This window comes from Kribbella sandramycini, from assembly GCF_013131805.1.
GTDB classification, from domain to species: domain Bacteria; phylum Actinomycetota; class Actinomycetes; order Propionibacteriales; family Kribbellaceae; genus Kribbella; species Kribbella sandramycini.
On sequence record NZ_JABJRC010000001.1, the window covers coordinates 1 to 21,349 of the forward strand.

General features: G+C 68.6%; 13 protein-coding genes, 1 rRNA gene and 1 pseudogene. 3 read left to right on the forward strand and 12 right to left on the reverse strand.

Translation table 11 applies throughout. The features are described from left to right. The 7 genes from HPO96_RS00005 to coaE form a co-directional block, all read right to left on the reverse strand. A 16S ribosomal RNA gene (locus tag HPO96_RS00005) occupies positions 1-91 on the reverse strand; the annotation flags it as partial. Positions 92-562: 471 nt separating this feature from the next. Further along, a complete protein-coding gene (uvrB, locus tag HPO96_RS00010; RefSeq protein ID WP_171669887.1) occupies positions 563-2,665 on the reverse strand; it encodes an excinuclease ABC subunit UvrB in 2,103 nt (700 codons plus the stop codon). A gap of 47 nt (positions 2,666-2,712) precedes the next feature. Continuing rightward, positions 2,713-3,513, reverse strand: a complete 801-nt coding sequence (locus HPO96_RS00015) for a hypothetical protein (protein WP_171669889.1) — start codon at positions 3,511-3,513, stop codon at positions 2,713-2,715. A 31-nt stretch (positions 3,514-3,544) separates the two neighbouring features. Next, complete coding sequence (locus tag HPO96_RS00020; RefSeq protein WP_171669890.1) at positions 3,545-4,459, reverse strand: hypothetical protein; 915 nt, start codon at positions 4,457-4,459, stop codon at positions 3,545-3,547. After that, the gene (locus HPO96_RS00025; RefSeq protein WP_171669892.1) at positions 4,456-5,508 is read right to left on the reverse strand and encodes a hypothetical protein; all 1,053 of its coding nucleotides are present in this window, start codon (positions 5,506-5,508) and stop codon (positions 4,456-4,458) included. The genes HPO96_RS00020 and HPO96_RS00025 overlap by 4 nt, the downstream gene beginning before the upstream one ends. Next, positions 5,505-6,707 carry a zinc ribbon domain-containing protein gene (locus HPO96_RS00030; protein ID WP_337796441.1) on the reverse strand — a complete coding sequence of 401 codons (1,203 nt, stop codon included), beginning with the start codon at positions 6,705-6,707 and terminating at the stop codon, positions 5,505-5,507. Before HPO96_RS00030 ends, HPO96_RS00025 begins: the two co-directional genes overlap by 4 nt. Before the next feature lie 125 nt (positions 6,708-6,832). After that, positions 6,833-7,450 carry a dephospho-CoA kinase gene (coaE, locus tag HPO96_RS00035; RefSeq protein WP_171669900.1) on the reverse strand — a complete coding sequence of 206 codons (618 nt, stop codon included), beginning with the start codon at positions 7,448-7,450 and terminating at the stop codon, positions 6,833-6,835. Between the two features lie 42 nt (positions 7,451-7,492). On the opposite strand from coaE, the gene HPO96_RS00040 reads away from it, so the two are divergent. Beyond that, positions 7,493-8,413: a hypothetical protein gene (locus HPO96_RS00040; RefSeq protein ID WP_171669902.1), complete on the forward strand. Its 921-nt coding sequence runs from the start codon at positions 7,493-7,495 to the stop codon at positions 8,411-8,413. A gap of 67 nt (positions 8,414-8,480) precedes the next feature. On the opposite strand, the gene rpsA is transcribed toward HPO96_RS00040, so the two are convergent. The 3 genes from rpsA to HPO96_RS00055 all read right to left on the reverse strand — a co-directional run bounded on the left by rpsA (position 8,481) and on the right by HPO96_RS00055 (position 11,976). After that, a complete protein-coding gene (gene rpsA, locus HPO96_RS00045) occupies positions 8,481-9,971 on the reverse strand; it encodes a 30S ribosomal protein S1 (protein ID WP_171669904.1) in 1,491 nt (496 codons plus the stop codon). 251 nt (positions 9,972-10,222) lie between these two features. Next, positions 10,223-11,098 carry a phosphotransferase family protein gene (locus HPO96_RS00050; RefSeq protein ID WP_337796442.1) on the reverse strand — a complete coding sequence of 292 codons (876 nt, stop codon included), beginning with the start codon at positions 11,096-11,098 and terminating at the stop codon, positions 10,223-10,225. Further along, positions 11,086-11,976: an SGNH/GDSL hydrolase family protein gene (locus HPO96_RS00055; protein ID WP_171669905.1), complete on the reverse strand. Its 891-nt coding sequence runs from the start codon at positions 11,974-11,976 to the stop codon at positions 11,086-11,088. The genes HPO96_RS00050 and HPO96_RS00055 overlap by 13 nt, the downstream gene beginning before the upstream one ends. A 100-nt stretch (positions 11,977-12,076) precedes the next feature. Between HPO96_RS00055 and HPO96_RS00060 the strand changes: the two genes are divergently transcribed. Both HPO96_RS00060 and HPO96_RS37760 read left to right on the forward strand, forming a co-directional pair. Then, complete coding sequence (locus HPO96_RS00060; protein WP_337796443.1) at positions 12,077-12,874, forward strand: class I SAM-dependent methyltransferase; 798 nt, start codon at positions 12,077-12,079, stop codon at positions 12,872-12,874. Continuing rightward, complete coding sequence (locus HPO96_RS37760) at positions 12,874-14,034, forward strand: acyltransferase family protein (protein ID WP_238354656.1); 1,161 nt, start codon at positions 12,874-12,876, stop codon at positions 14,032-14,034. The genes HPO96_RS00060 and HPO96_RS37760 overlap by 1 nt, the downstream gene beginning before the upstream one ends. Positions 14,035-14,737: 703 nt before the next feature. Here HPO96_RS37760 and HPO96_RS37765 read toward each other — a convergent pair. Together HPO96_RS37765 and HPO96_RS00070 are read right to left on the reverse strand one after the other, a co-directional pair. Next, positions 14,738-15,853: pseudogene (locus tag HPO96_RS37765) on the reverse strand (alpha-(1->3)-arabinofuranosyltransferase domain-containing protein); the annotation flags it as partial. A 101-nt stretch (positions 15,854-15,954) separates the two neighbouring features. Continuing rightward, a complete protein-coding gene (locus tag HPO96_RS00070) occupies positions 15,955-21,336 on the reverse strand; it encodes a LamG-like jellyroll fold domain-containing protein (protein ID WP_171669907.1) in 5,382 nt (1,793 codons plus the stop codon). Positions 21,337-21,349 lie beyond the last annotated feature (13 nt).

Here is a 21,349-nt window from a genome sequence, read left to right on the forward strand (position 1 = left end):
TCGTGTACCCCGAAGGGCCTTACCGCTCGACTTGCATGTGTTAAGCACGCCGCCAGCGTTCGTCCTGAGCCAGGATCAAACTCTCCGTTGAAAAATATGACAACCAGCAAGCTGGAATGTCGACAACATTCGAGCGATCCTTTGAATCAGAAACAAATCAAACTGACTTGAATCCAGAAATTACATTCAAAGGAATCCGAACACAGACCACAAAGGGCCCATGCACGGGGTTAATGCTAAATTTCGGCATTGACTTTCGGCACGCTGTTGAGTTCTCAAGAATCGGACGCACACCGCAGCCGAACCTTACGGTCCAGGACTTCCGGGGCAACCTGCGCTACTTTACTGTTTCGTCCAGACCCGGTCAAATCGGGCTTTTCGAGCCAGTCTCCCCGTGTCACAGTGACCGAACCTTACCGAGGTAAGCTTCGGCTACCGGAGACTTTCAGGGGGTTTGGGAGGTTCGGCCGCTTTCGCGTCCTGCACTCGCTCCCAACAAGAAGAACATTACTGTGATTCACCGTGCGGATGCAAATCGGCCCCTCAGCGGCCACCTCGGGCGCTACTTCGCCCCCGCGTTCGTCATCTGCCGGAGCTCCTTCTTCAGCTCGGAGATCTCGTCGCGGTACCGCGCCGCGACCTCGAACTGCAGCTCCGCCGCCGCGTTGTGCATCTGGTCGGTGAGCTGCTGGATGAGGTCGGCCAGGTCGGACGACGGCAACCCGCCGGCCAGCTCCTTCGCCTTCTCCCCCGCCTTCTTTCCGCCGCCGGGCACCGGCGCCTTGCCGCGCGACTGCGTCCGCCCCGAACCGAGCAGCTCGGCGGTGTCGGCGTCCTCCCGGGCGAGCATGTCGGTGATATCGGCGATCCGCTTGCGCAGCGGCTGCGGATCCACCCCGCTGGCCTCGTTGTAGGCGATCTGTTTGGCACGCCGCCGGTTGGTCTCGTCGATCGCCTGCTCCATCGAGGGGGTGATCTTGTCGGCGTACATGAACACCTGGCCGGAGACGTTTCGCGCCGCGCGGCCGATGGTCTGGATCAGCGAGCGCCCGGAGCGCAGGAAGCCCTCCTTGTCGGCGTCGAGGATCGCGACCAGCGACACCTCCGGCAGGTCGAGCCCCTCCCGCAGGAGGTTGATCCCGACCAGGACGTCGTACTCCCCCATCCGCAGCTCGCGGAGCAGCTCGACCCGGCGCAGCGTGTCCACCTCGCTGTGCAGGTAGCGCGTCCGGATCCCCATCTCGAGCAGGTAGTCGGTCAGATCCTCGGACATCTTCTTGGTCAGCGTGGTGACGAGCACCCGCTCGTCCCGCTCGACGCGGACCCGGATCTCGTGGATCAGGTCGTCGATCTGGCCCTTGGTCGGCTTCACGATCACCTCGGGGTCGATCAGACCCGTCGGCCGGATGATCTGCTCGACGAACCCGTCGGACTTGTCCTGCTCGTACTGCCCCGGGGTCGCCGACAGGTAGACCGTCTGGCCGATCCGCTCCAGGAACTCCTCCCAGCGCAGCGGCCGGTTGTCCATCGCCGAGGGCAGCCGGAAGCCGTGCTCGACCAGGGTTCGCTTGCGGGACATGTCGCCCTCGTACATCCCGCCGATCTGCGGGACGGTCACATGCGACTCGTCGATGACGAGCAGGAAGTCCTCAGGGAAGTAGTCGAGCAGACAGTGCGGCGCCGTGCCGGCCTCGCGGCCGTCGGTGTGCCGGGAGTAGTTCTCGATCCCGGAGCAGGTGCCGATCTGGCGCATCATCTCGATGTCGTACGTCGTCCGCATCCGCAGCCGCTGCGCTTCGAGCAGCTGGCCGTTGCGCTCGAGCTCGGCCAGCCGGCCCTCCAGCTCGGCCTCGATCGAGGTGATCGCGCGCTCCATCTTCTCGGGCGCGGTCACGTAGTGCGTCGCGGCGCCGATGTAGAGCTCGTTCTCCTCGCTGAGCACCTCACCGGTCAGCGGGTGCAGCGTCATCAGCCGCTCGATCTCGTCACCGAAGAACTCCACCCGGACGGCGAGCTCCTGGTAGACCGGGAAGACCTCCAGCGTGTCGCCGCGGACCCGGAAGGTGCCGCGGGTGCCGGCCAGGTCGTTCCGCGCGTACTGCACGCCGACGAGTTTGCGGAGCAGGCCGTCGCGATCCATCTCGTCGCCGACCTTCACGTGGATCATCCGGTTCAGGTACTCGTCGGCCGAGCCGAGACCGTAGATACACGAGACCGTCGCGACCACGACGACGTCGCGCCGGGTGAGCAGCGACCACGTCGCCGAGTGCCGCAGGCGCTCGACCTCCTCGTTGATCGAGGAGTCCTTCTCGATGTAGGTGTCCGTCTGCGGGACGTACGCCTCGGGCTGGTAATAGTCGTAGTACGAGACGAAGTACTCGACGGCGTTCTCGGGGAAGAAGTGCCGCAGCTCGTTCGCGAACTGGGCGGCCAGCGTCTTGTTCGGCTGCAGGATCAGCATCGGCCGCTGGACCTTCTCGGCCAGCCAGGCGATCGTCGCCGTCTTACCGGTACCGGTGGCGCCGAGCAGCACCACATCCTGCTCGCCGGCGTTGATCCGGCGCTCCAGATCCGCGATCGCGGTCGGCTGGTCACCGCCCGGCTCGAAGTCGGACACCACCTTGAGCGGCGCCACCATACGCTGAAGATCCGAGACCTGTCTCATGGCCTCAACCGTACGTGGCGCCGCCGACAAAAACAGATAACCGCAGGTCAGAAGCTCTTTTCGAGACTTGCGTTCATCCGGGCGAGCTCATCCTTGCGACGGTCGTAGACCCGGGTCTCCAGGGCCGCGTCGGTGGCGGTGACCCGGTCCCACTTGTCGGAGTACGCCGTCACGAAGCCCTGGAAGTCGATCATCGTGCCCTTGCTGGTCTTCACCTTGGCGGTGTAGTTCAGCGCGTAACAGGCCTTGATCGCCTCGTTGGCCGGCTTGCACTCGACGCCCTTGCCGATCTTCACGTCCTGCATACCGGTCGACTCCAGGTCGACCAGGTGCTCGGCGAAGCCCTTGGCGTCGTACAGCTCGGTCTGCCGGACCCAGTAGTACCCGTCGATCAGGCCGCGCACGTTGAACTGCTGCAGGATGTAGTTCTTCCCGGCCTTGGTCTTGTCCCAGTCCAGCAGCCAGCCCTTGGCCGGGGTGAACCAGATCCCCTTGCCGACCTCGACGCCGACGTCGTTCGGGCCCTTGGAGTCGTCCGGCTTGGAGCCGGCCGGCGGCGTGTACATCGTGCCGGGCGCGTTCGGCGTCTGCGGCGCGGCGGATTTGTCGTCGCCGCCGGTGACCAGCAGCACGACGCCGACCGCGACCAGGATCACCGCGAGCACCGCGGCGCCGATGACGATCAGTTGGGTCCGGCCGGACTTCGCGGGCCGGTTGACCGGCCGGCCCGGGCCGGGGCCCCAGCCGCCGGGAGCACCCGCGCCCGGTCCACCGGTTCCGGCGCCCCAGCCACCGGGGGCCGCAGCGGGCGGCGGGCCAGGAGGTGGTCCTCCGTACTGCTGACTCATAGCTGTTCCTCGTTGGTGTGTCGGGGGTACGTCACAAGCTGTCGAGCACCGATTGCTTCATCAGCGCCGCGTCGGCCTCGGCCTTCGGCGCGAAGTCGGTGCGGGTCCGGAAGTCGAGCGCGGTGGCGACCTTGTCCTTGCGGACGTAGACCTCCACGTAGCCCTGGACGTTCACGTCGGCGCCGGTCTCGTCCTTGGCGATGGAGGTGTAGCTGATCGCGACGCACTCCACCAGGACGTCCTTGGGGCACGGCAGGTTCCGCGTGTTGCCGAGCTGGGCGACCTCGTTCTCGGTCTCGCCCTCGACGATCGCCAGCAGATAGGCCTGGGCGCCCACGTTCTCCTTCTGGCGCACCCAGAAGAAGCCGCGCGGTTTCCCGTTCGGCGCGTAGGTGACGAGCTCCTTGCCCCGGGTCTCGGTCTCCAGCAGCGTCCAGCCCGGCACCGGGACGACGGACACCCCGAACGCGACCGGGATCGCCCCGGCCGGCGGCGTGTACGTCGAGCTCGGCACACTGGCCGACGGCGTCGTACTGGCGGACGGCAGCGGGTCGGCGCCCTTGTCGCCGCCTCCGGACAGCAGCACCAGCGCTACCGTGACCAGCACGATCACGAGCACGCCCGCGCCGATCGGCAGCAACAACGGCGGGATCCGCGGCTTCTGCTTCGCCGGCGGCGGACGGCGCAACGACGGCGGCCCGACCTTCTCGCCCCAGGCAGACGGCGTCTCGGTCGCCGGGCCGCTGCCCGCGGCCGGACCACCGGCTGGGTCGTCGGCCGCGTCACCCGACCACGGCGACGGCGTACCGGGCGCCGGCGGAACCTCCAGATTCCACGGGGACGGCGGCAGCGCCGATTTCGGCGCTGCCGTGCTGTCCTCGTCCGGGCCGGGTTTGCTCACCCACGGGTTCGCATCCCCGGCCCCCTTGTCCTTCTTACCGGTCACTGGCTCTTCAGCACCGACTGGATCATCGCGTTGGTGTCCGGACCGATCACCGAGGACTTGTCCTTACGGCCGAAGATCCGCATCACCGTGATGACGCCGTCGGCACGCTGCATGGTGCCGACCGAGCCGATCGCCTCGAACGAGCCGGACTGGCTGGTGGAGGTCGCGGTGTAGTACTGCGAGAAGGCGATCTCGACCGCGGTCTTCTCGTCCGGGCCCTTGGTGAACTTCTTCACCGCGGCCGGCTTGATCCCGGTCAGGCCCTTGGTCTCCGCGGCGAACACCTTCGGCAGCACGTTCTCGGCGGTGTCACCGGACTTGGCCTTGAAGGACTGGACCATGAAGTAGGCCTCGCCCTTCTTCAGCAGGTACACGCCGTCGAAGTCCTTGATCTCCTTGCGGAGGTAACCCGGCGCGGGTTTCACGAAGACGCCCTCGCCGACCTCGATCCCCTCGTCGACGTTGGTCGGCTGGCTGGTGTCGCCGCCGCCCCCGCCGCCGGTGGGCGTCGGCTCGGCCACCTTGTCGTCACCGCCGAAGATCAGCGCGAGCACGATGCCGATCACCGCGACCACGACGATCGCGCCACCGGCGATGAACAGGATCTTGTTCATCCCCTTGCCCTGCGGCGGCCGCCCCTGGCCGTAGGGCTGCGGGTACTGCTGGCCGGGGAAGCCCTGCTGCTGCGGGAACCCTTGCTGGCCCGGGTACTGCGGCTGGCCCTGCGGCGGCTGCTGCCCGTACGGCGACTGCCCAGGCTGCTGCCCGTAACCGGGCGGCGGACCCTGCGGCGGCCGGCCCTGCGGGGGCTGACCGTGCGGCGGCTGACCGTGTGGGGGCTGGCCGTATCCAGGCGGCGGCCCCTGCGGAGGCGGCGCCTGCGGAGGCTGCTGGGGCTGCCCGTACGGCGGCTGCCCAGGAGGCGGCCCGTAACCCGGGGGCGGCCCCGGAGGGGGGCCGTAACCAGGCGGCGGCGCCTGCGGAGGCCGGCCCTGCGGGGGCTGGCCGTGCGGAGGCTGCTGGCCGTACGGCGGTTGCTGGTTGCTCATGCCTGCGTCTCCCCAGTCGTCGCGTCGTACCCGCCTGCGGCCGCCGGTGCGGTCACGCCGCGAGCCGACTTCGGCACTGCGCGGACCGAGTTGCCACACGCCGAGCAGAAGTCCGAGTGCGGCAGCAGCGGCATCTCACAGCGCGAGCAGAAGGCCAGGTCGCCGGAGGCGTGGTTCGAGCCGCCGCGGGCGGCGGACTCGAGCGCGGCCTCCAGCAGGCCCTTGTGCAGCACGGTGCGGACCCGGATGATCAGCGCGCCGAGCAGCAGCAGCCCCCAGACGACGCCGAGCACGGCGCCGATCGTGGAGCCGTGGCCGCCGACGAAGCCGAGCAGGTAGACCCCGCCCTGGAACAGGGCGTTGATCGCGATCGCCTGCAGGACGCCGGCCACCCAGCGCGGCGTGAAGCCGTCGTACCCGGCGCCGAGGCCGGAGAACTCCGCCCCCGCCAGGCCGGTCGCCGAGCCGTAGATGAGCGGCTTGATGAAACCGTGCAGGACGACGATCGAGATCCAGGTGCCGGCGCCGTTGCCCGGACCGGCGAACCCGCCGCTGATCCAGCCCCAGTGCAGGACGAGGGTCTCGAAGCAGGCGAACCCGACACCGGCCACGACCCCGAAGGTGAATCCGTCCATCAGGTCGTCGTACCGCGGCCGGGAGGCCAGGTAGAGCGGGCCGATCTGCCGGATCAGCTCCGAGACGACCGGGACCAGCAACAGGAGGATGAGCAGGTCGCGGCCCGAGGGGCCGACGTCCTGCGCGCCGATGGTGAGCGTCGACAGCGACAGCTTGTCCGACCACAGCCAGGTGAAGACCGCCGCCAGCACGCCGACCAGCACGAACGCCGCGGCGACGACCGGGATCGGCTCGTCCTCCCACAGGTTCACGTCGTACAGGTAGAGGATGTAGACGATCGGGATCGCGAACGCCGCGATCATGATGGCCACCGGGAGCGCGCCGAGCGCCGCCGTCAGCACGGTCAGCGCGAGCGCGACGCCCAGCGCGACCTTGTACGTGTAGGGCTGTTTGCCGGAGCCCTGCGGCATGATCGTCGAGACCAGCCGGAACGACGCGACCGGCTCGTCCGGCCTCGCGGCGTACGCCTTCTTCCGCTCCGTGTCCCCGGACCGCAGGTCGTTGCCACAGTGGTGGCAGTACCGCGAGACCTCGGGGACGTCAGAGTTACAGCGCGGACACACCACGCCATCCTCCCAACATCGATTTCTTCACCGGCGCGGGGGCGCGCCGCCGACGATCCGGCCGAGCCGGACCGGGACAGATTCTCGTACAGCCGGTCCCGGTTTCATCATTTACCGCGCAAGGGTCATCTTTTCGTGTCCGGACCGTGCCCTGCGCGCTCGGCGAGGCTCGCCCACACCTCGGCCACCCGGGCGTCCAGCTCGGCCAGCGTGCCGGAGTTGTCCAGGACGACGTCCGCCGCGGCGAGCCGGTCGGCTCGCGAGGCCTGGCTGGCGATCCGGCGATCCGCCTCGTCCGCCGCCATGTCTCGTTGCCGCGTCAGCCTTTCGCGCTGTACGGACGGCGGTACGTCGACCACCAGCACGAGGTCGAACGAGTCGGCCTGACCGGTCTCAACCAGTAGCGGGATGTCGTGGACGACGATCGCACCGTCCGGCGCCGAAGCCTCGATCTCGGCGGCCCGGGCGCGCACTCGCGGATGGATGATCGCCTCGAGCTTGCGCCGCGCATCGGCGTCCCCGAAGACAATGCGGCCGACCGCCGGCCGATCCAGCTCGCCTTCGGCGGTCAGCACCTCGGCGCCGAAGGCGGCCACCACTTCGGCCAGCCCGCCGGTCCCCTTCGCCACCACTTCACGCGCCAGCAGGTCGGAGTCGATCACCACCGCCCCGCGCTCGGCCAGCCGCGCCGAGACGGCGCTCTTCCCCGATCCGATACCCCCGGTTAGTCCCACTCGCAGCACGCCAACACCCTACTGGTCCTGCCCTTGGGTAGCTTTCAGGCTATGGCCAAGGTCGATTTCTACGCCGACATCGTCGAGACGGGCAGCGTGCTCGGCATCGACGCCAACCTCCCCCCGGACGTCGCCACCGCGGCACTGGGCCGGGATTACGGCGAGAACCTGTTCCACCCCAACTACTGGAAGAGCTTCGGATTCCTGGAGATCTTCTGGGAGGTTCGTCCGGAGGGCCGCGGCTACAGCGGGCACCACTTCACCTTCCAGGCACATCGCCTGGGCCGGGTGCCGGCCAAACACATCCCCAAGCCGATCCGGGCCCGGCACGGCCTGACGCCGTTCAAGAAGCCGCTGCACTTCACGGATCTGAAAGCCGAGCTCGATCGCCGCGGCGTCGAGCTGGTCGAAACCTGGCGCGACGAGGACTACCAGCGCTACCTGCAGCCGGAGACCGGCATCCAGATCCTGGTCCTGATCAGCAACGACTACTACGACACCGACGAGCTCGGCACGATTCCGAAGATCTCGTCGTCCCAGAGCTACTACTCGCCGGGCCGGGATTCGGCCCGGCAAGCCAAGCTGCTCCAGGAGCTGCTGTCGGACGCCGAGCCGACCGACCACCAGAAGTCGCTGCAGCAGGCGTGGCAGACGTTCGACGACGGAGTCCGAGCGGATGCCCTGCGGCCGGCGTACGCCGCGATCGAGCGGGCCGGCGCGGTGACCTACCTCGAGGACTGGCAGCCGGAGCGGTACGCCGCCGGCCGCGACCTACTCCCGAGTGCTTCCGAGCTGGTGGCCGATTGTCTGGGTGAGTTGCCGGACATCCGCGAGCTGACGCTGACGAACAAGAATCTGATCGACGCCGCGGCTGCGCACCGGCACAAGCTGGAGGCGAGCGCGCTGCGCGACGAGCTGGATGGGTGGGTCGGGTATCGGCGGCATCGGGCCTTGATCGGACTGCCGGACTGAGACAACGCAAGACCCCCGCACCCAGAAAGGGTGCGGGGGTCTTGTCAGCTACCTACCGGAGAAGTGATCAGCCCTGGCCGGTCAGCTTCTCGCGGAGCGCCTGCAGCGCCTCGTCGGAAGCGAGCGCACCCTCGGCGGGGGCGTCGTCCTTCGGAGCGCTGCCGCCACCGGTGGCCGAGGAGTACGTGGAGGCCTCGCCGGCCTCGACGTCCGCCGTCTTGGCGTCCTCGATCTGCTTCTTGTGGGCCTCCCAGCGCGTGTGGGCCTCGGCGTACTGCCGCTCCCACTCCTCGCGCTGCGCGTCGAAGCCCTCGAGCCACTCGCCCGTCTCCGGGTCGAAGCCGTCCGGGTAGATGTAGTTGCCCTGGTCGTCGTACGTCGCCGCCATGCCGTACAGCGTGGGGTCGAAGTCGTCGGAGACCGGGTCGACACCCTCGTTGGCCTGCTTGAGCGACAGCGAGATCCGGCGCCGCTCGAGGTCGATGTCGATGATCTTGACCATGACGTCGTCGTTGACCTGGACGACCTGCTCCGGGATCTCGACGTGCCGCTCGGCCAGCTCGGAGATGTGCACCAGACCCTCGATGCCCTCCTCCACGCGGACGAAGGCGCCGAACGGAACCAGCTTCGTGACCTTACCCGGCACGATCTGGCCCATCTGGTGCGTCCGGGCGAACTGCTGCCACGGGTCTTCCTGGGTCGCCTTCAGCGACAGCGAGACGCGCTCGCGGTCCATGTCGACGTCCAGCACCTCGACGGTGACCTCCTGGCCGACCTCAACGACCTCGGTCGGGTGGTCGATGTGCTTCCAGGACAGCTCCGAGACGTGCACCAGACCGTCGACGCCGCCGAGGTCCACGAACGCGCCGAAGTTGACGATCGAGGAGACGACGCCCTTGCGGATCTGGCCCTTCTGCAGCTGGGTGAGGAAGTTCATCCGCACCTCGGACTGCGTCTGCTCCAGCCAGGCGCGGCGCGACAGGACCACGTTGTTGCGGTTCTTGTCGAGCTCGATGATCTTGGCCTCGATCTCCTGGCCGACGTACGGCTGGAGGTCGCGGACGCGACGCATCTCGACGAGCGAGGCCGGCAGGAAGCCGCGGAGGCCGATGTCCAGGATGAGACCACCCTTGACGACCTCGATGACGGTACCGGTGACGACGCCGTCCTCTTCCTTGATCTTCTCGATCGTGCCCCAGGCCTTCTCGTACTGGGCGCGCTTCTTCGAGAGGATCAGGCGGCCTTCCTTGTCCTCCTTCTGGAGAACCAGGGCCTCGACGTGGTCGCCGACGTTGACGACCTCGTTCGGGTCGACGTCGTGCTTGATCGACAGCTCGCGGGAGGGGATCACGCCTTCGGTCTTGTAACCGATGTCGAGCAGGACCTCGTCCCGGTCGACCTTGACGATGGTGCCCTCGACGATGTCGCCGTCGTTGAAGTACTTGATGGTCTGATCGATCGCCGCGAGGAAGTCTTCCTCCGACCCGATGTCATTGACCGCTACCTGCGGGGTGTTGCGCACTGCGGGGTCGAGAGGTGCCTCGATGCTGGCCGTCATGTGGTGGGTTGCTCCGTGGACTGGTGGTGTGAGGAGGTTGCGTCATGAGCCGTTGGATCGCACCACACCGCTGGACTGCCTGAAGAGCACAGATTCACCACCGCCGAGCTGCGAGCACGAGCCTGCTCCGTCCGAGGTCGCGCAGGCTCATAGCGCATCTCACAGAATACCGGTCTTGACTCGGGCAGCACAACCGGGGGCACCCGGTGCCGACCGGCCGCCCGCCGAGGTCTCCCGACGTGCCATTCAGCTCAATGTACGACGTCCAGCTCCGGACGGCCTCCGGACACCTCGCGAGTGTCCGCGATCCGGTCCACGAGCGCGGCCGCGGCCGCCGTGATCGGGTTCTCCGTAGCCCGCGCGGCCAGGTCCAGCAGCGCCCACAGGTCGGCAGCCCGGCTCAGCTCGACCAGCGGCTCGGCCAGCCCCACTCCGCTCCCCCGCAGCGCGCTCAGCACCGCTCCGGCCAGGACCGGGTCGGTCTCGAACCGCAGCAGGTTGCCGAGATCGGCGTACGGCGATCCGGCGTGGCTGAACTCCCAATCGATCAGGCCGGTGATCTGCGCGTTCTCCGGGTCGACCAGCAGATTCTTCGGGTTGAAGTCGCTGTGGACGAGGCAGAACCGGCTGCCCGCGCTGTCGAGGAGGTCCTCCGCCTGGGCGAACACCTCGTCCAGGCCGCCGTACCGGAGCCCCAGACCGGCGGAGTACTCGGCCAGGTCGGCGCTGCCGAACGGCTCGACGGTCAGCTCGCCGCCGCGGAACTGGCCGGCGGTCAGGAACGGCATCCCGCTCAGCCGGGCCAGCAGCTCGCCCAACTGGGTACCGACCCGCCGGCGCTCGTCCGGGCCGGCGGTCTGGAGGTAGACCTCCAGATTGACGCCGGGCAAGCGCTCCATGAGCAGGTACGGCGGGTCGTCGTACGAACCCTCGCGTTTCAGGTCGAGCACCCGCGGGACGGGCAGCAAGCCGCGGACGAGTTGCAGCAGCGCCGCGTCGACCACAGCCCGCTCCGGGTCCTTCACGTACAGCTTGAGGACAGCGTCCTCGCCGCCGGCGGTGACTGCGAAGGTCTGGCCCTGATAACCGCCGGTCAGCGGGACCGCGCTTGCTGCTAGTGCTTCCACCCCGCTGATCCTGCCATCGCCGCCAAGACCGGCGGGACGGCGTTCCTCATTCCGGCCGCGTTCGGGTGCAGTGGGACCAGTCCGTTGGTCGTGACACTCGGGATCAGGCCCTCGATCCACCGGGTGCCGGCCGGCTTGCACATGTCGTGCCCGACGCTGGGCGTCGCCAGATCGACGTACGTCGCTCCGTGCGCGGCGGCCTGCTCAGCCATCCGGCGGTTCAGCCGGGTCAGTGCCGACTGCAGGTAGTCGGCGTCCTGGCTCCAGACCGGGACAACCGGCCAGCAGCCGCCCTTCCGGATCCCGGTCGGGTAGCCGACCATCAGGATCTTCGCGTGCGGCGCGCGGGCCCGGATCTGCTCGATCACCGTGCCGTACGTCGGCGCGAACGCGTCGATCTTCTGCGCCAGCTTGTCCACCCCGCCGGCCGTGTTGGTCGCCTTGCAGGAGGTCCCGACGCCCGGCGGCAGCAGGTTCACGCAGGAGAAGGCGAGCCCGACCAGGCCGATGTCGTTCCCGCCGATCCCGACCGACACGACCGTGGTGTCCGCGCTCAGGGCGTCGTACTGCGGCGCTGCCTTACCGGCGATGATGCCGGACTGCGGATTCGCGAAGTGCGTCGTGGTCGCGCCGCCGCAGGTGACATCGCGGAACTTGGCCGGCTGCAACTGCTTGGCGATCAGCGACGCGTAGTTGACCGCGGACCGGGCGCAGGTGAGCGCCTCCTTGGCCGGCAGCACGAGGGACCCGGCGGCGAACGAGTCGCCCATCGCCACGTAGACCATCGGCGGTTCCGCCGCCTGGGCCGGCGCCGGAACGGCGGCGAGCAAACCCGTCACGGCGAGCGCCGCGATCATTCGGACCGACTTCTTCTGCATGGCGCCGCCTTTGACGTTAAGTGACCGGTCAGTAGCAGCATGGAGAAGTTTCCGCGGCACGGCAAGAGCTCAGCGGCCGCGGGACCGGTAGGGTGACCCGGTGGTCGAGCCGCGACGGATGGAACTGACCGAGGCGGAGAGCTCCCGGGCCAGCCGGATCTACTGGGATTCGGCCGCCGTGGAGTATCTGGCCGAGCATGGCGCCTTTCTGGGCGACGACCGGTTCATCTGGTGCCCGGAGGGCGTCGACGAGGAGGCGGCCCAGCTGCTCGGGCCGGTGCGCGGCAAGCGCATCCTCGAGGTCGGCTGCGGCGGAGCCCAGTGTGCGCGCTGGCTGGCCGGGCAGGGCGCCGACGTGGTCGCATTCGACATCTCGCTCGAACAGCTGCGCGTCGCTCGTCAGCTGGACGCGCGGACCGGCACCGCCGTCCGCACGGTGGCTGCGGATGCGACAGCACTCCCCTACGCCGATGCCAGCTTCGACATCGTCTGCTCGGCGTTCGGCGCGCTGCCGTTCGTTGCGAACGTGGAGACCGCGCTGCGCGAGATCGCTCGCACTCTGCGGCCCGGTGGCTTACTGGTCTTCTCCGTCACGCACCCGTTCCGCTGGACGATGCCGGACGACCCGACCGAGGCCGGTCTGCGGATCAACCACTCGTACTTCGAGCGGACGCCGTACGTCGAGCTCGACGACGCAGAACAGCCGGTGTACGCCGAACACCACCGCACGGTCGGTGACTGGCTTCGGGCGCTGACCGAGGCCGGATTCGCGGTGGACGACTTGCTGGAGCCGGAGTGGCCGGCGAGCAACACAGAAATCTGGGGTGGCTGGGGTCCGGAGCGCGGGCGGTATGTGCCGGGGACGGCGATCTGGTCGGCTCATTTGGGAGGCAGCTGATGACAGGACACCGGTTCCCGGCGCTGCACGGGCTGCGGGTACTCGCAGCGCTCGCCGTCCTGACCGCGCAGGTCGCCCTGCACAGCGACGCCGGGCCGTTCCGCGGCCTGTTCGCGCGGCTGGACGTCGGCGGCGCGATCTTCTTCGCGATCACCGGCTTCCTGCTCTACCGGCCGCATGTCGAGGCCTGGTTCGAGGGGTCGCTCCCGCCGCTGACCCTGCCGTACCTGCGCAACCGCGCGGCCCGGATCGTGCCAGTGCTCTGGGTGGCCGTGCTGCTGGCCGCCGTACTGCTGCACTCGGCTGACTGGCTGACGTACCTCCAGCACGCGACGCTCACCCACGTGTACTTCGACGCCGCGGCGCCCGGCCTGACCCAGATGTGGAGCCTGACCGCGATCGGTGCGTTCTATCTGGTGCTGCCGGCGCTGGCGAAGCTCTTGACCGGCTACGAGCGCCCAACCCGCCGCAGCGTGCGTTGGCGGCTCACTGTGCTCGCTGCGCTGACCGTGCTCGGCCCAGCTTGGATGACGGTGATGAGCGCGACCCACCACCCGAACGCAGCGCTCTGGCTGCCTGGGTACGTCGGTTGGTTCGCAGTCGGGATGGGGTTCGCCCTGTGGCAGGTCGCGCGCAGCAGCGGCCGCCTCGGCTCGTCTGCTCTCGACATCCTGACGACGATTCCCGGGACGGTGTGGGGTGTCGCGGCGGCTCTGCTCCTGCTCGCAGCGACGCCGATCGCCGGTCCGTACGACGTTTCGGCAGCGTCGCCCGGGCAGACTGCCGTGAAGAGCCTTCTCTATACCGGTATCGCGGCCTGTGTGCTCTTCCCCGCGCTGACGCCGACTGCGCGCGCGACCCAGCTCCTCGGCAGCAGGCCGGCTCGGCTGGCCAGCAAACTGACGTACGGCGTGTTCGCGTACCAGGTGATCGTGCTGACGCTGCTGGAGCGGGTGAGCACGCAGTTCGTCGTACTGTTCAGCGGGACGCTGGTTGTGACCGCAGGCGTCGCAGCAGCCAGCTATTACGCCATTGAGCGGCCTGTAGCTGGTGCCCGGAGCGCCTGGTCCGCCGCCGGTAGAACACCGCCATCCCCGTCACGAGCACCAATCCCAGCGCTCCCACCAGCAGACCGGCCCGATAGCTCCGATCGGGCATGAAGCGCGCGGAGACAAGCTGCTCCTCACCCGCGGGCAGCACCCAACCCTGCTGCCAGCCAGCGACCCGGATCGGCGTCAGCTTGCGGCCGCGCCCGTCGTACGCCTCCCAGCCCGCGCTGTAGTTCTGCGCGACGGTCAGCACCGACTGCTCCTTCGAGCCCGGTACCTCCAAGGTCAGACCGGCCGGGTTCGGCCGCCACAGGTTGATGCCCTGGACCGGCGTGACCGACACGTTGCCGAAACCGGCTTTGGTCAGCGTGGCCTCCACCGGGACGAACCCGCCGTTGGCCAGGACCTCGATGTCGTGTCGCCCAGCGGCCAGAACGACCGGCCCGGTCTCGCAGCTGGTGAACGTCATCGACTCCGCCGCACCGGCGAGCACCTGCGTCTTGATCGGGACGCCGTCCACCCGGACCACCGGTCCGGCACCACACGCGGCTCCCGCACGATTATGGACGTCAGCAGACCGGACCGTGCCGCGCAGCTCGTACGACGCGGGCTGCGGTAGCTCCACACTACGCAGCAGCCCGGACTGCGCATCCGCGTCACTCCGGAACAGCAATGCACTTGGCTGCCGATCACTGGCCGCCCCGTCGACCTGAATCAGCGGCAGCTCGCGCAACCCGCGTCCGGAGTCCGCACTGGTGATTGCCTCGCGGTCACCACCCAGCGCGGACAGAACGGCCGGTACGTCGTCCGTCGTCCCCCGCACCTCGACCAGCCGGGACTCCGGGATCAGCCGAGCCAGGTTCGCCGGACCGAGGTCGTAGATATCGGTGCGCGGGAAACTGGCCACGCGCTTCAGCCCAGTCTCCGTCAGCGTCTCGTGGATGGCGATCGGCGCCAGCGCGGTCAGATCGCTCCGGACGACGACGTACCGGACACCCGCGTTGACTAACGTCTGCCGGAGCGACTGGTCGCCGGCTCCGGACGCGAGACGACCTGCCAGCTCATCGTCCACCCACTGCGGCCGTGCAGCGGGGACCACGAGCACATTCCCCGGCAGATCCTGGCGGTCGATCCAGGAGCGCCAGTGGACAGTGACGGCGTCGTACGTCTCACCGGCGGACTTCGCGAGGGCGACGTCCCGGTCAGCGGGGGTGCCGTAGTGCGTGACGAGCAGCAGCGGGACGAGCCACCAGACCGAGACCGCAGCCACACAGCCGAGCCAGCCGACCGCCACCTTCAGCGTCCAGCGGTCCCACCGCCGGGTGAGCAGCCAGAGCGCGGGCAGCACCAGGGTCAGCGCAGCCGTCACCGGCTCCGCACCACCGATCAGCGCGAACGCCACAGCCGACCAACCGACGCGCCACCAACCGGACCGCGCCCGCGGCGTCACCAACGGCAGCAACACCCACGGAGCCATCGCCAGCGGCCACACCTGCACCGAAGTGATCGACATCGCACCGATGAGCAGCGGACTGAGGCCGTACAGCAACGCGACCGCGAAGCGAGTCAGCGGGACGCCGTACCGCAGGGCGTTCGCCAGCTTCCACACCCCGAGGAAAGCCACACAAAGCACGACCGACCACCAGAGTCGCTGGCCAACCCACTCCGGCATCGACAGCGCGCGCGTCAGCCACTGGAACGGACCGATCGGCCACAGGTAGCCGAAAGCCTGACTCTGCAGATGCCCCAGCGCGCTACTCGGATCCCAAAGGTGCAGTGCGCCCCGCAACACCGTCCCCGGGTCATCCAGCCGGCCACCCGTCGCAACCGGCCCCGGCATCCGCTGAAAACAGAGGGCCGTCAGCAACAAGCAGCCCAGCACGAGCCTCGCTCGCCAGACCACCTGCTCGGACGTTCCTGCCTTCAGCACACGCGGACCCTAACGGATCCAGCAGCCGTGGTCGCTGGGCGTGGCCATAGTGATACCGAACTCCCAGCGCCGGAGCGCTGGGAGTTCGAATTCCGTCACAGCTAGAGCTGGATCTTCGGCGGGAAGACGGTAGCGGCGTCGGCGATCGTCTGCGCGATCGCATCGTGGTAGCCGCCGTTGGCCAGCCCATCGGTCAGGTACTCCGGTCGGACGCGGTTCGGCGCAGTCCCGTCGGAGACTGCCGCGTCGATGTCGACGACGTGATTGGCGCCGTAGTTGGTGAAGTTCGCCAGCAGGTCCGCATTCAGCTCGCGGCGGCGCTGCTCCCGCGGGTCCTCCGCGGCCAGCCCGAGCGGCGGGATCGTGGTCACCACGATCCGGACGGCGTTGCCGTCCGGCCGGCGCAGGTGCCGCGGGCTGGTCGGACTGGAGGTGTGCATGAGCCTGGTCAGCGACTGCTTGATCTCACCGACGCCCATCCCGGTCAGCAGGTCGTTCGCCCCGAGGCTCACCACGACCGTCCGCAGGTTCGGCTCGGCCTGGACAGTCCGTTCGAGGTACTGCGACGCCGTGAAGGCCGTCGGCGCGGCGATACCGGTCGGCATCCCGGGCAGGAACGCGCGGTTGACGTCGAAGTGGCCGGCCGCTGCCTGGTACGCGCGGACGTCGGACACCAGCCCCCGCAGGTCGCGCCCGATGACGAACCGCTTGGTCGCACCGGCGACGGTGGCTACCTGGCCCGACGCTTCCCAGGCATTGTCGATCCACAGCGACGCCGACTTGCCGGCGGCGTCGTAGCTGATGACCAGGTGCGTCCAGGTGTTCTTCACCGCCGGCCGGGCGGAGATCACCGGGACGAACGGGCCGCCGGCCACATCGCCCGCCGGCAGGTTGTACGCCCAGCGCGGATTCGCACCGCCGGTGTACCAGACCTTGAATCCGAAGTTGTTGTTCCCCTCGGCGTCGATGACGGACTGGTTGACCGCATCACCGGTCACCTTCACCCAGAGCGAGACCGTGTAGCTCGCGTCGGTCAAGAACGGTGGGCGCGGCGCAGTGGCCGCCGTACCGGTTCCGTCGAACGCCAGCGAGCCACCTCGCTCACTGCTCCAGGTAGCACCACCAGCGAGGCTCAGCGGACTGCTGCCGGCCGTGTCGCGGGCGGTAGACCCACTGCCGTCGGCCAGCGACCATAGGCCGCTCGGCAGCACACCTGTCTGGGAGGCGTTGACCAATCCGCCGACCAGCGGTGCTCCCCCATCGGCGAGCTTCCCGGCCAGCTGATCGACCCACGTCTGCCCGGCTGACCCCGCCGGCGGCACCGCAGTCAGCTGGTCCCCCAGCACAGCGACAGTCCCATCGACTCGATCGTCAGTCGAGACCTGTACGCCGGCCAGGTGCGTCGCCCCGTCCAGCAGCGTCGCAAACGGCGTACCGGTGCTGTCAGCGGTGGCATTGCCGTTGGCCAGCAGTGTCGGCTCGTTCACCCGGTTCGCGCTCTGATGTACCGGCGTCTGCCGCACGGCGTTCGGTAGGTACAGACTCACCGCAAGGTTCCCACCGGCCGGATAAGCGACCGGATCGCTGAGGGCCTCACCACCAGCAGGCAGTGTGACGCCTGCGCGCCCACCGAAGGCCAACGTGGTCGGCGCGCCAGTCAGCGCCGCTCCGGTCCCGGACTGGACGCCGATGCTCGCAGCGCCGATCGTTACCGGCAGATTGGTGTGCGGGTTCGCGACCCGGATCCGCACCGTGCCACCAGTGACCTTCGGGCGTACGACGGTGCGCACCGTCTGGTTGGCGAAGTTGACGCCGCCCGGGGTCGGCTTGGCCGCGTCTGCAGGGGCGCTCCACGCACCCAGCCAGCCGGCAGCGACTGGCCGAGGTGCCATGGCCAGCACGTGCAGGGCCGGTGAGCAGCCACCGGGCAGCATGTTGGTCCCGTAGTTCGGGAGCGTGATCGACTTGACGGTCCTGGTCGGATCGGTGGGAACCGAAACCACGGTCAACCGCGGCGTCCGATCCGGAGCCGGGGTGCCGTTCACGTTCCGATACGGCAGCACGGCGGTGGCCGCGGCCGTTTCCTGGAAGACCCAGTCGGTCAGGCCGGGCACCCGGGAATCCTGCGGGCTGCCGCCGTCGGCGTAGTTGATGGTCGCCGTCCCGGCCGGGATGTTCCCGCAGGTGGCGGCGGCGAGCAGGCTGATCGCCGTCGACTTGACCTGCTGAGCGGCCGGGAACGGGATGGTCTGCCCGATCGCGATCACGTTGTCGGCACCGTCGGCGCGTGCCTCAGGCATCGTGAACGTCGCACCGTTCACCTGCACGGTGGCCCCCGGACCGTAGCCGGCGGCGGCCAGACTCTGCGCCGACAGCGAACCGGACGACAGATCGAGGTCGGCCTTGGTGCCGTCGGCCGCAATCCCGTCGTTGTTCATCGCGGCCCCGAAATCCGCCGCGGTGACCTTGTTGATCGGAATCGCGGTGAGGTAGTCCACCAGTGCCTTGTAGCCGGTGGAGGCGGCGTTCTTGCCGGTGACCTTGATCGTCAGCTTGTGCACACCGGCGGTGAGGTGCACCCCGCCGAGTGGCTGGTAGACAAGGAAGCCGGCGCCCGGGGCATAGGCGTCCCAGGGCGTCTCCCGGGTGCCCTGCAGCGGCTTGCCGTCGACGGAGATCTCCAGCAGGCCGCCTTCCGGCCCGCGGGCCAGCCCGGCGCCAAGTGCGTAGTCCGCCTCGACTCGCGTCCGGAAGCTCAGGTCGAAGGACTTGTTCGGCTCGGTGGCCAGGAAGCCCAGCGATTGTCCGCGCGAGTACGCCGGACCACCGGCGCCGCGAGTGATCGTCTCGATCGGCACCGGCGCCTGGGTCGGCGGCTGGCTGACCGTGACCATCGCCGGGTCCTCGGCCTCGGACCGCGTGGTCTGGCTGAGGGTCAAATAGTCGATCTGTGCTGTGTACCGGTCGGCGAGCGACTTCGGATTCGTTCCCACCATCCTGATGGTCAGCAGGTGACTGCCCTTGGCTATTCGATGCACGCCCAGGTTGTGCCGGACCGCCTGCCAGCTGACGTTGTACCCGTCGTACTCGAGTGTTGGATCGCCGATCCGCCGGCCGTCCAGCTCGAAGATCATCTTGCCCACGTCGGTGGACTGGCTCATCCCCAGCGACAGGTTCCAGTCGGCGTCGCCGGCAGTGTCGAAAGCCAGCGACATCGACTGGCCCACGGCATTGCCGACGAACCGGATCGCCTTACCGCCCGACCAGCCGATCGAGTCGTCGCTGTGCTGAGTGATCGGCCGGTTCTGACCAGCCGGCTGGGAGGCGATCAGGTTCTCCGCCTCGAGCCGCTGCGCCGAGTGCACGACCTGCGGAGCGACGTAGAACGTGTACGCCGCGGACTCCGGCGACAGGTTGTGCGCGTCGTCGAAGCTCTGCACGTGCACGGTGTGGAACCCGGGCGACATGGTCGCCGGGATCGGGATCACGTTCGGCGCGTTGTCGCTGTGCGGGATCCAGCCGCCGTTCAGGCCGAACACCCGGTTGTACGCGCAGCTCGTCGTCCCCGGCCGGGTCGCGGTGCCCGAGCCGTTGAAGGTGTACGTGTAGCCGACGATGTTCGACGCGCCGGACGCGTTGACCACGAGGTTGCCCGGCGCGCCGTACGGCGTCCCCCAGTAACCCTTCGGGTAGTCCGCGCTCGGCTCGACGGTCGGCGCGACCGCCGGTCCCCTCGATCTGGTGGTGAAGTGGAACCAGTCGCTGTAACCGGCGTTCATGTTGTGCGGGTGGCCGGGATTGTTGTCGACGTACACCCGGAACTTGTAGTCGCCGTTGCCGAGGTCGTTGGGTTCTCGCCAGCCGCCCTCGGTCCCGGAACTGATCCGCGTCCCACCGCCGCTGCCGACATCACGCTTCTCGTCCGCCGTCCAGACGTGGAACCAGAGCGCCGGGTTCAACGGCGGATCGTTGTTGTCGGTCGCCTTGGCGAAGAACGCCGGCCGGGCCTCCGGCGTGACGATCTTGCCATTGCAGTTGACCGCGCCCGAGACCCGCAGGTCGTACGCCTTATTCGGCGGGTAGGCGAACTCCACCTCCAGCACCGGGTTGTTGTCGAACACCTTCCATTGCAGGTCGTTGTCCTCCTGCGGCGCGATCAGCCCGAAGTTGAGCCAGTTCCAGCCATTGTCGATCCCCTCCTCGATGAAGTTCCCCGGATCGAACTTGACCGCCCGCCCACCGCCGCAGTCGACCTGGGCGTTGGACCACTGGGTGTTCAGGTACCGCGCCGCCGGCCCGCCCCAGCGCGTGCCGGAGTTGAAGTCGCCGGCCGCCCAGAGCTGCGTCGGCTCGGGGTTCTCGCAGTTGTGCGACGAGTGCAACTGCCCGACGATGTACGCCTTGCTGAAGATCTTCGGCCGGGTCCCGTTGGGCCGGATCTTCAGATCACCGGTCCAGACGTTGAAGTACGAGCGCGCCGTCCACGTGCCGCCGCACTGCCCCTTGCGGTTGTAGCAGCGGCCGACCCGGACCGGATCCGGCGTCCGCCACTTCGGGCTCCAGTCCGGGTTGCTGGTCACCTCGGTCCAGTTTTCGCGGTTCCGGGCGAAGTGCGGGTCGATGTAGAGCGGGTATTTCACGTCCGGACCGGTCAGCGCGGCCGCGTCCGGGGTCAGCAGCATCTCGACCGACTGGGACCCCACGCTCGCCGTGGCCTTCGCCGTCGTCCGGATCTCGTCGACCTCGGCCCCACCCGCAGTCGCGGCGGTCGGGCTCGGGCCGACCTTCGGGTCGGATTCGGAGTCCCACATCCGGGCCGCCGAGCTGACGAAGACCTCCTTGCCGTCCACGCCGGTCGCCGTCACCCGGCCGTCGTTGCCGACCTTCAGCGCAAGATTCTGCGCCGTCACGTTCAGCTTCAGTGCGGCCAGCGCCGGGTTCTTCGCCGCAGCCGCGTCCCGCACCACCAGTGTCTGGATGTAGGTGTCCGCCTCGGCGATCAGCTTCAGGTCGACCCCCGGCAGAACCTCTGCGTACGTCGCCGTGTTACCGGCGAGGGTCGGCTCCGGCAGCTTGCCGGGCCAGTGGACCGTGACCGACCCCTTGCCCTCAGCAACCGAAACCATCGGCACGTCGCCACCGCCGGAGAAGGTCATCCCGACCGCGGCCGCCACCGGCGCCACCGTCCCGTCGGCGCCGAGCTTCAGCGTGGTGTCGATCCCCCGCCACTTCCCGCCCTGCTGAACGCGGACCGGACGTGCGTTGGATCGCAGCGTGAAGGTGCCGCTCGGATTCGCCAGTACCTCCGACGTCTGCGTGTTCTTCTCCTGGACCTGCACCGGCTTCCCGGTCTCGCGAGCCAGCCGCACTGCCGCCGCCTCGGTCACCGCGTCGGTCACCGCCGGGGACGCCGGCTTCGCGACCGCAGCCGTGGGCGTCAGAACCCCCGCCACCAAGGCCGCGACCAAGCCGGTCGCGGCCATTCCTCTTCCGCCC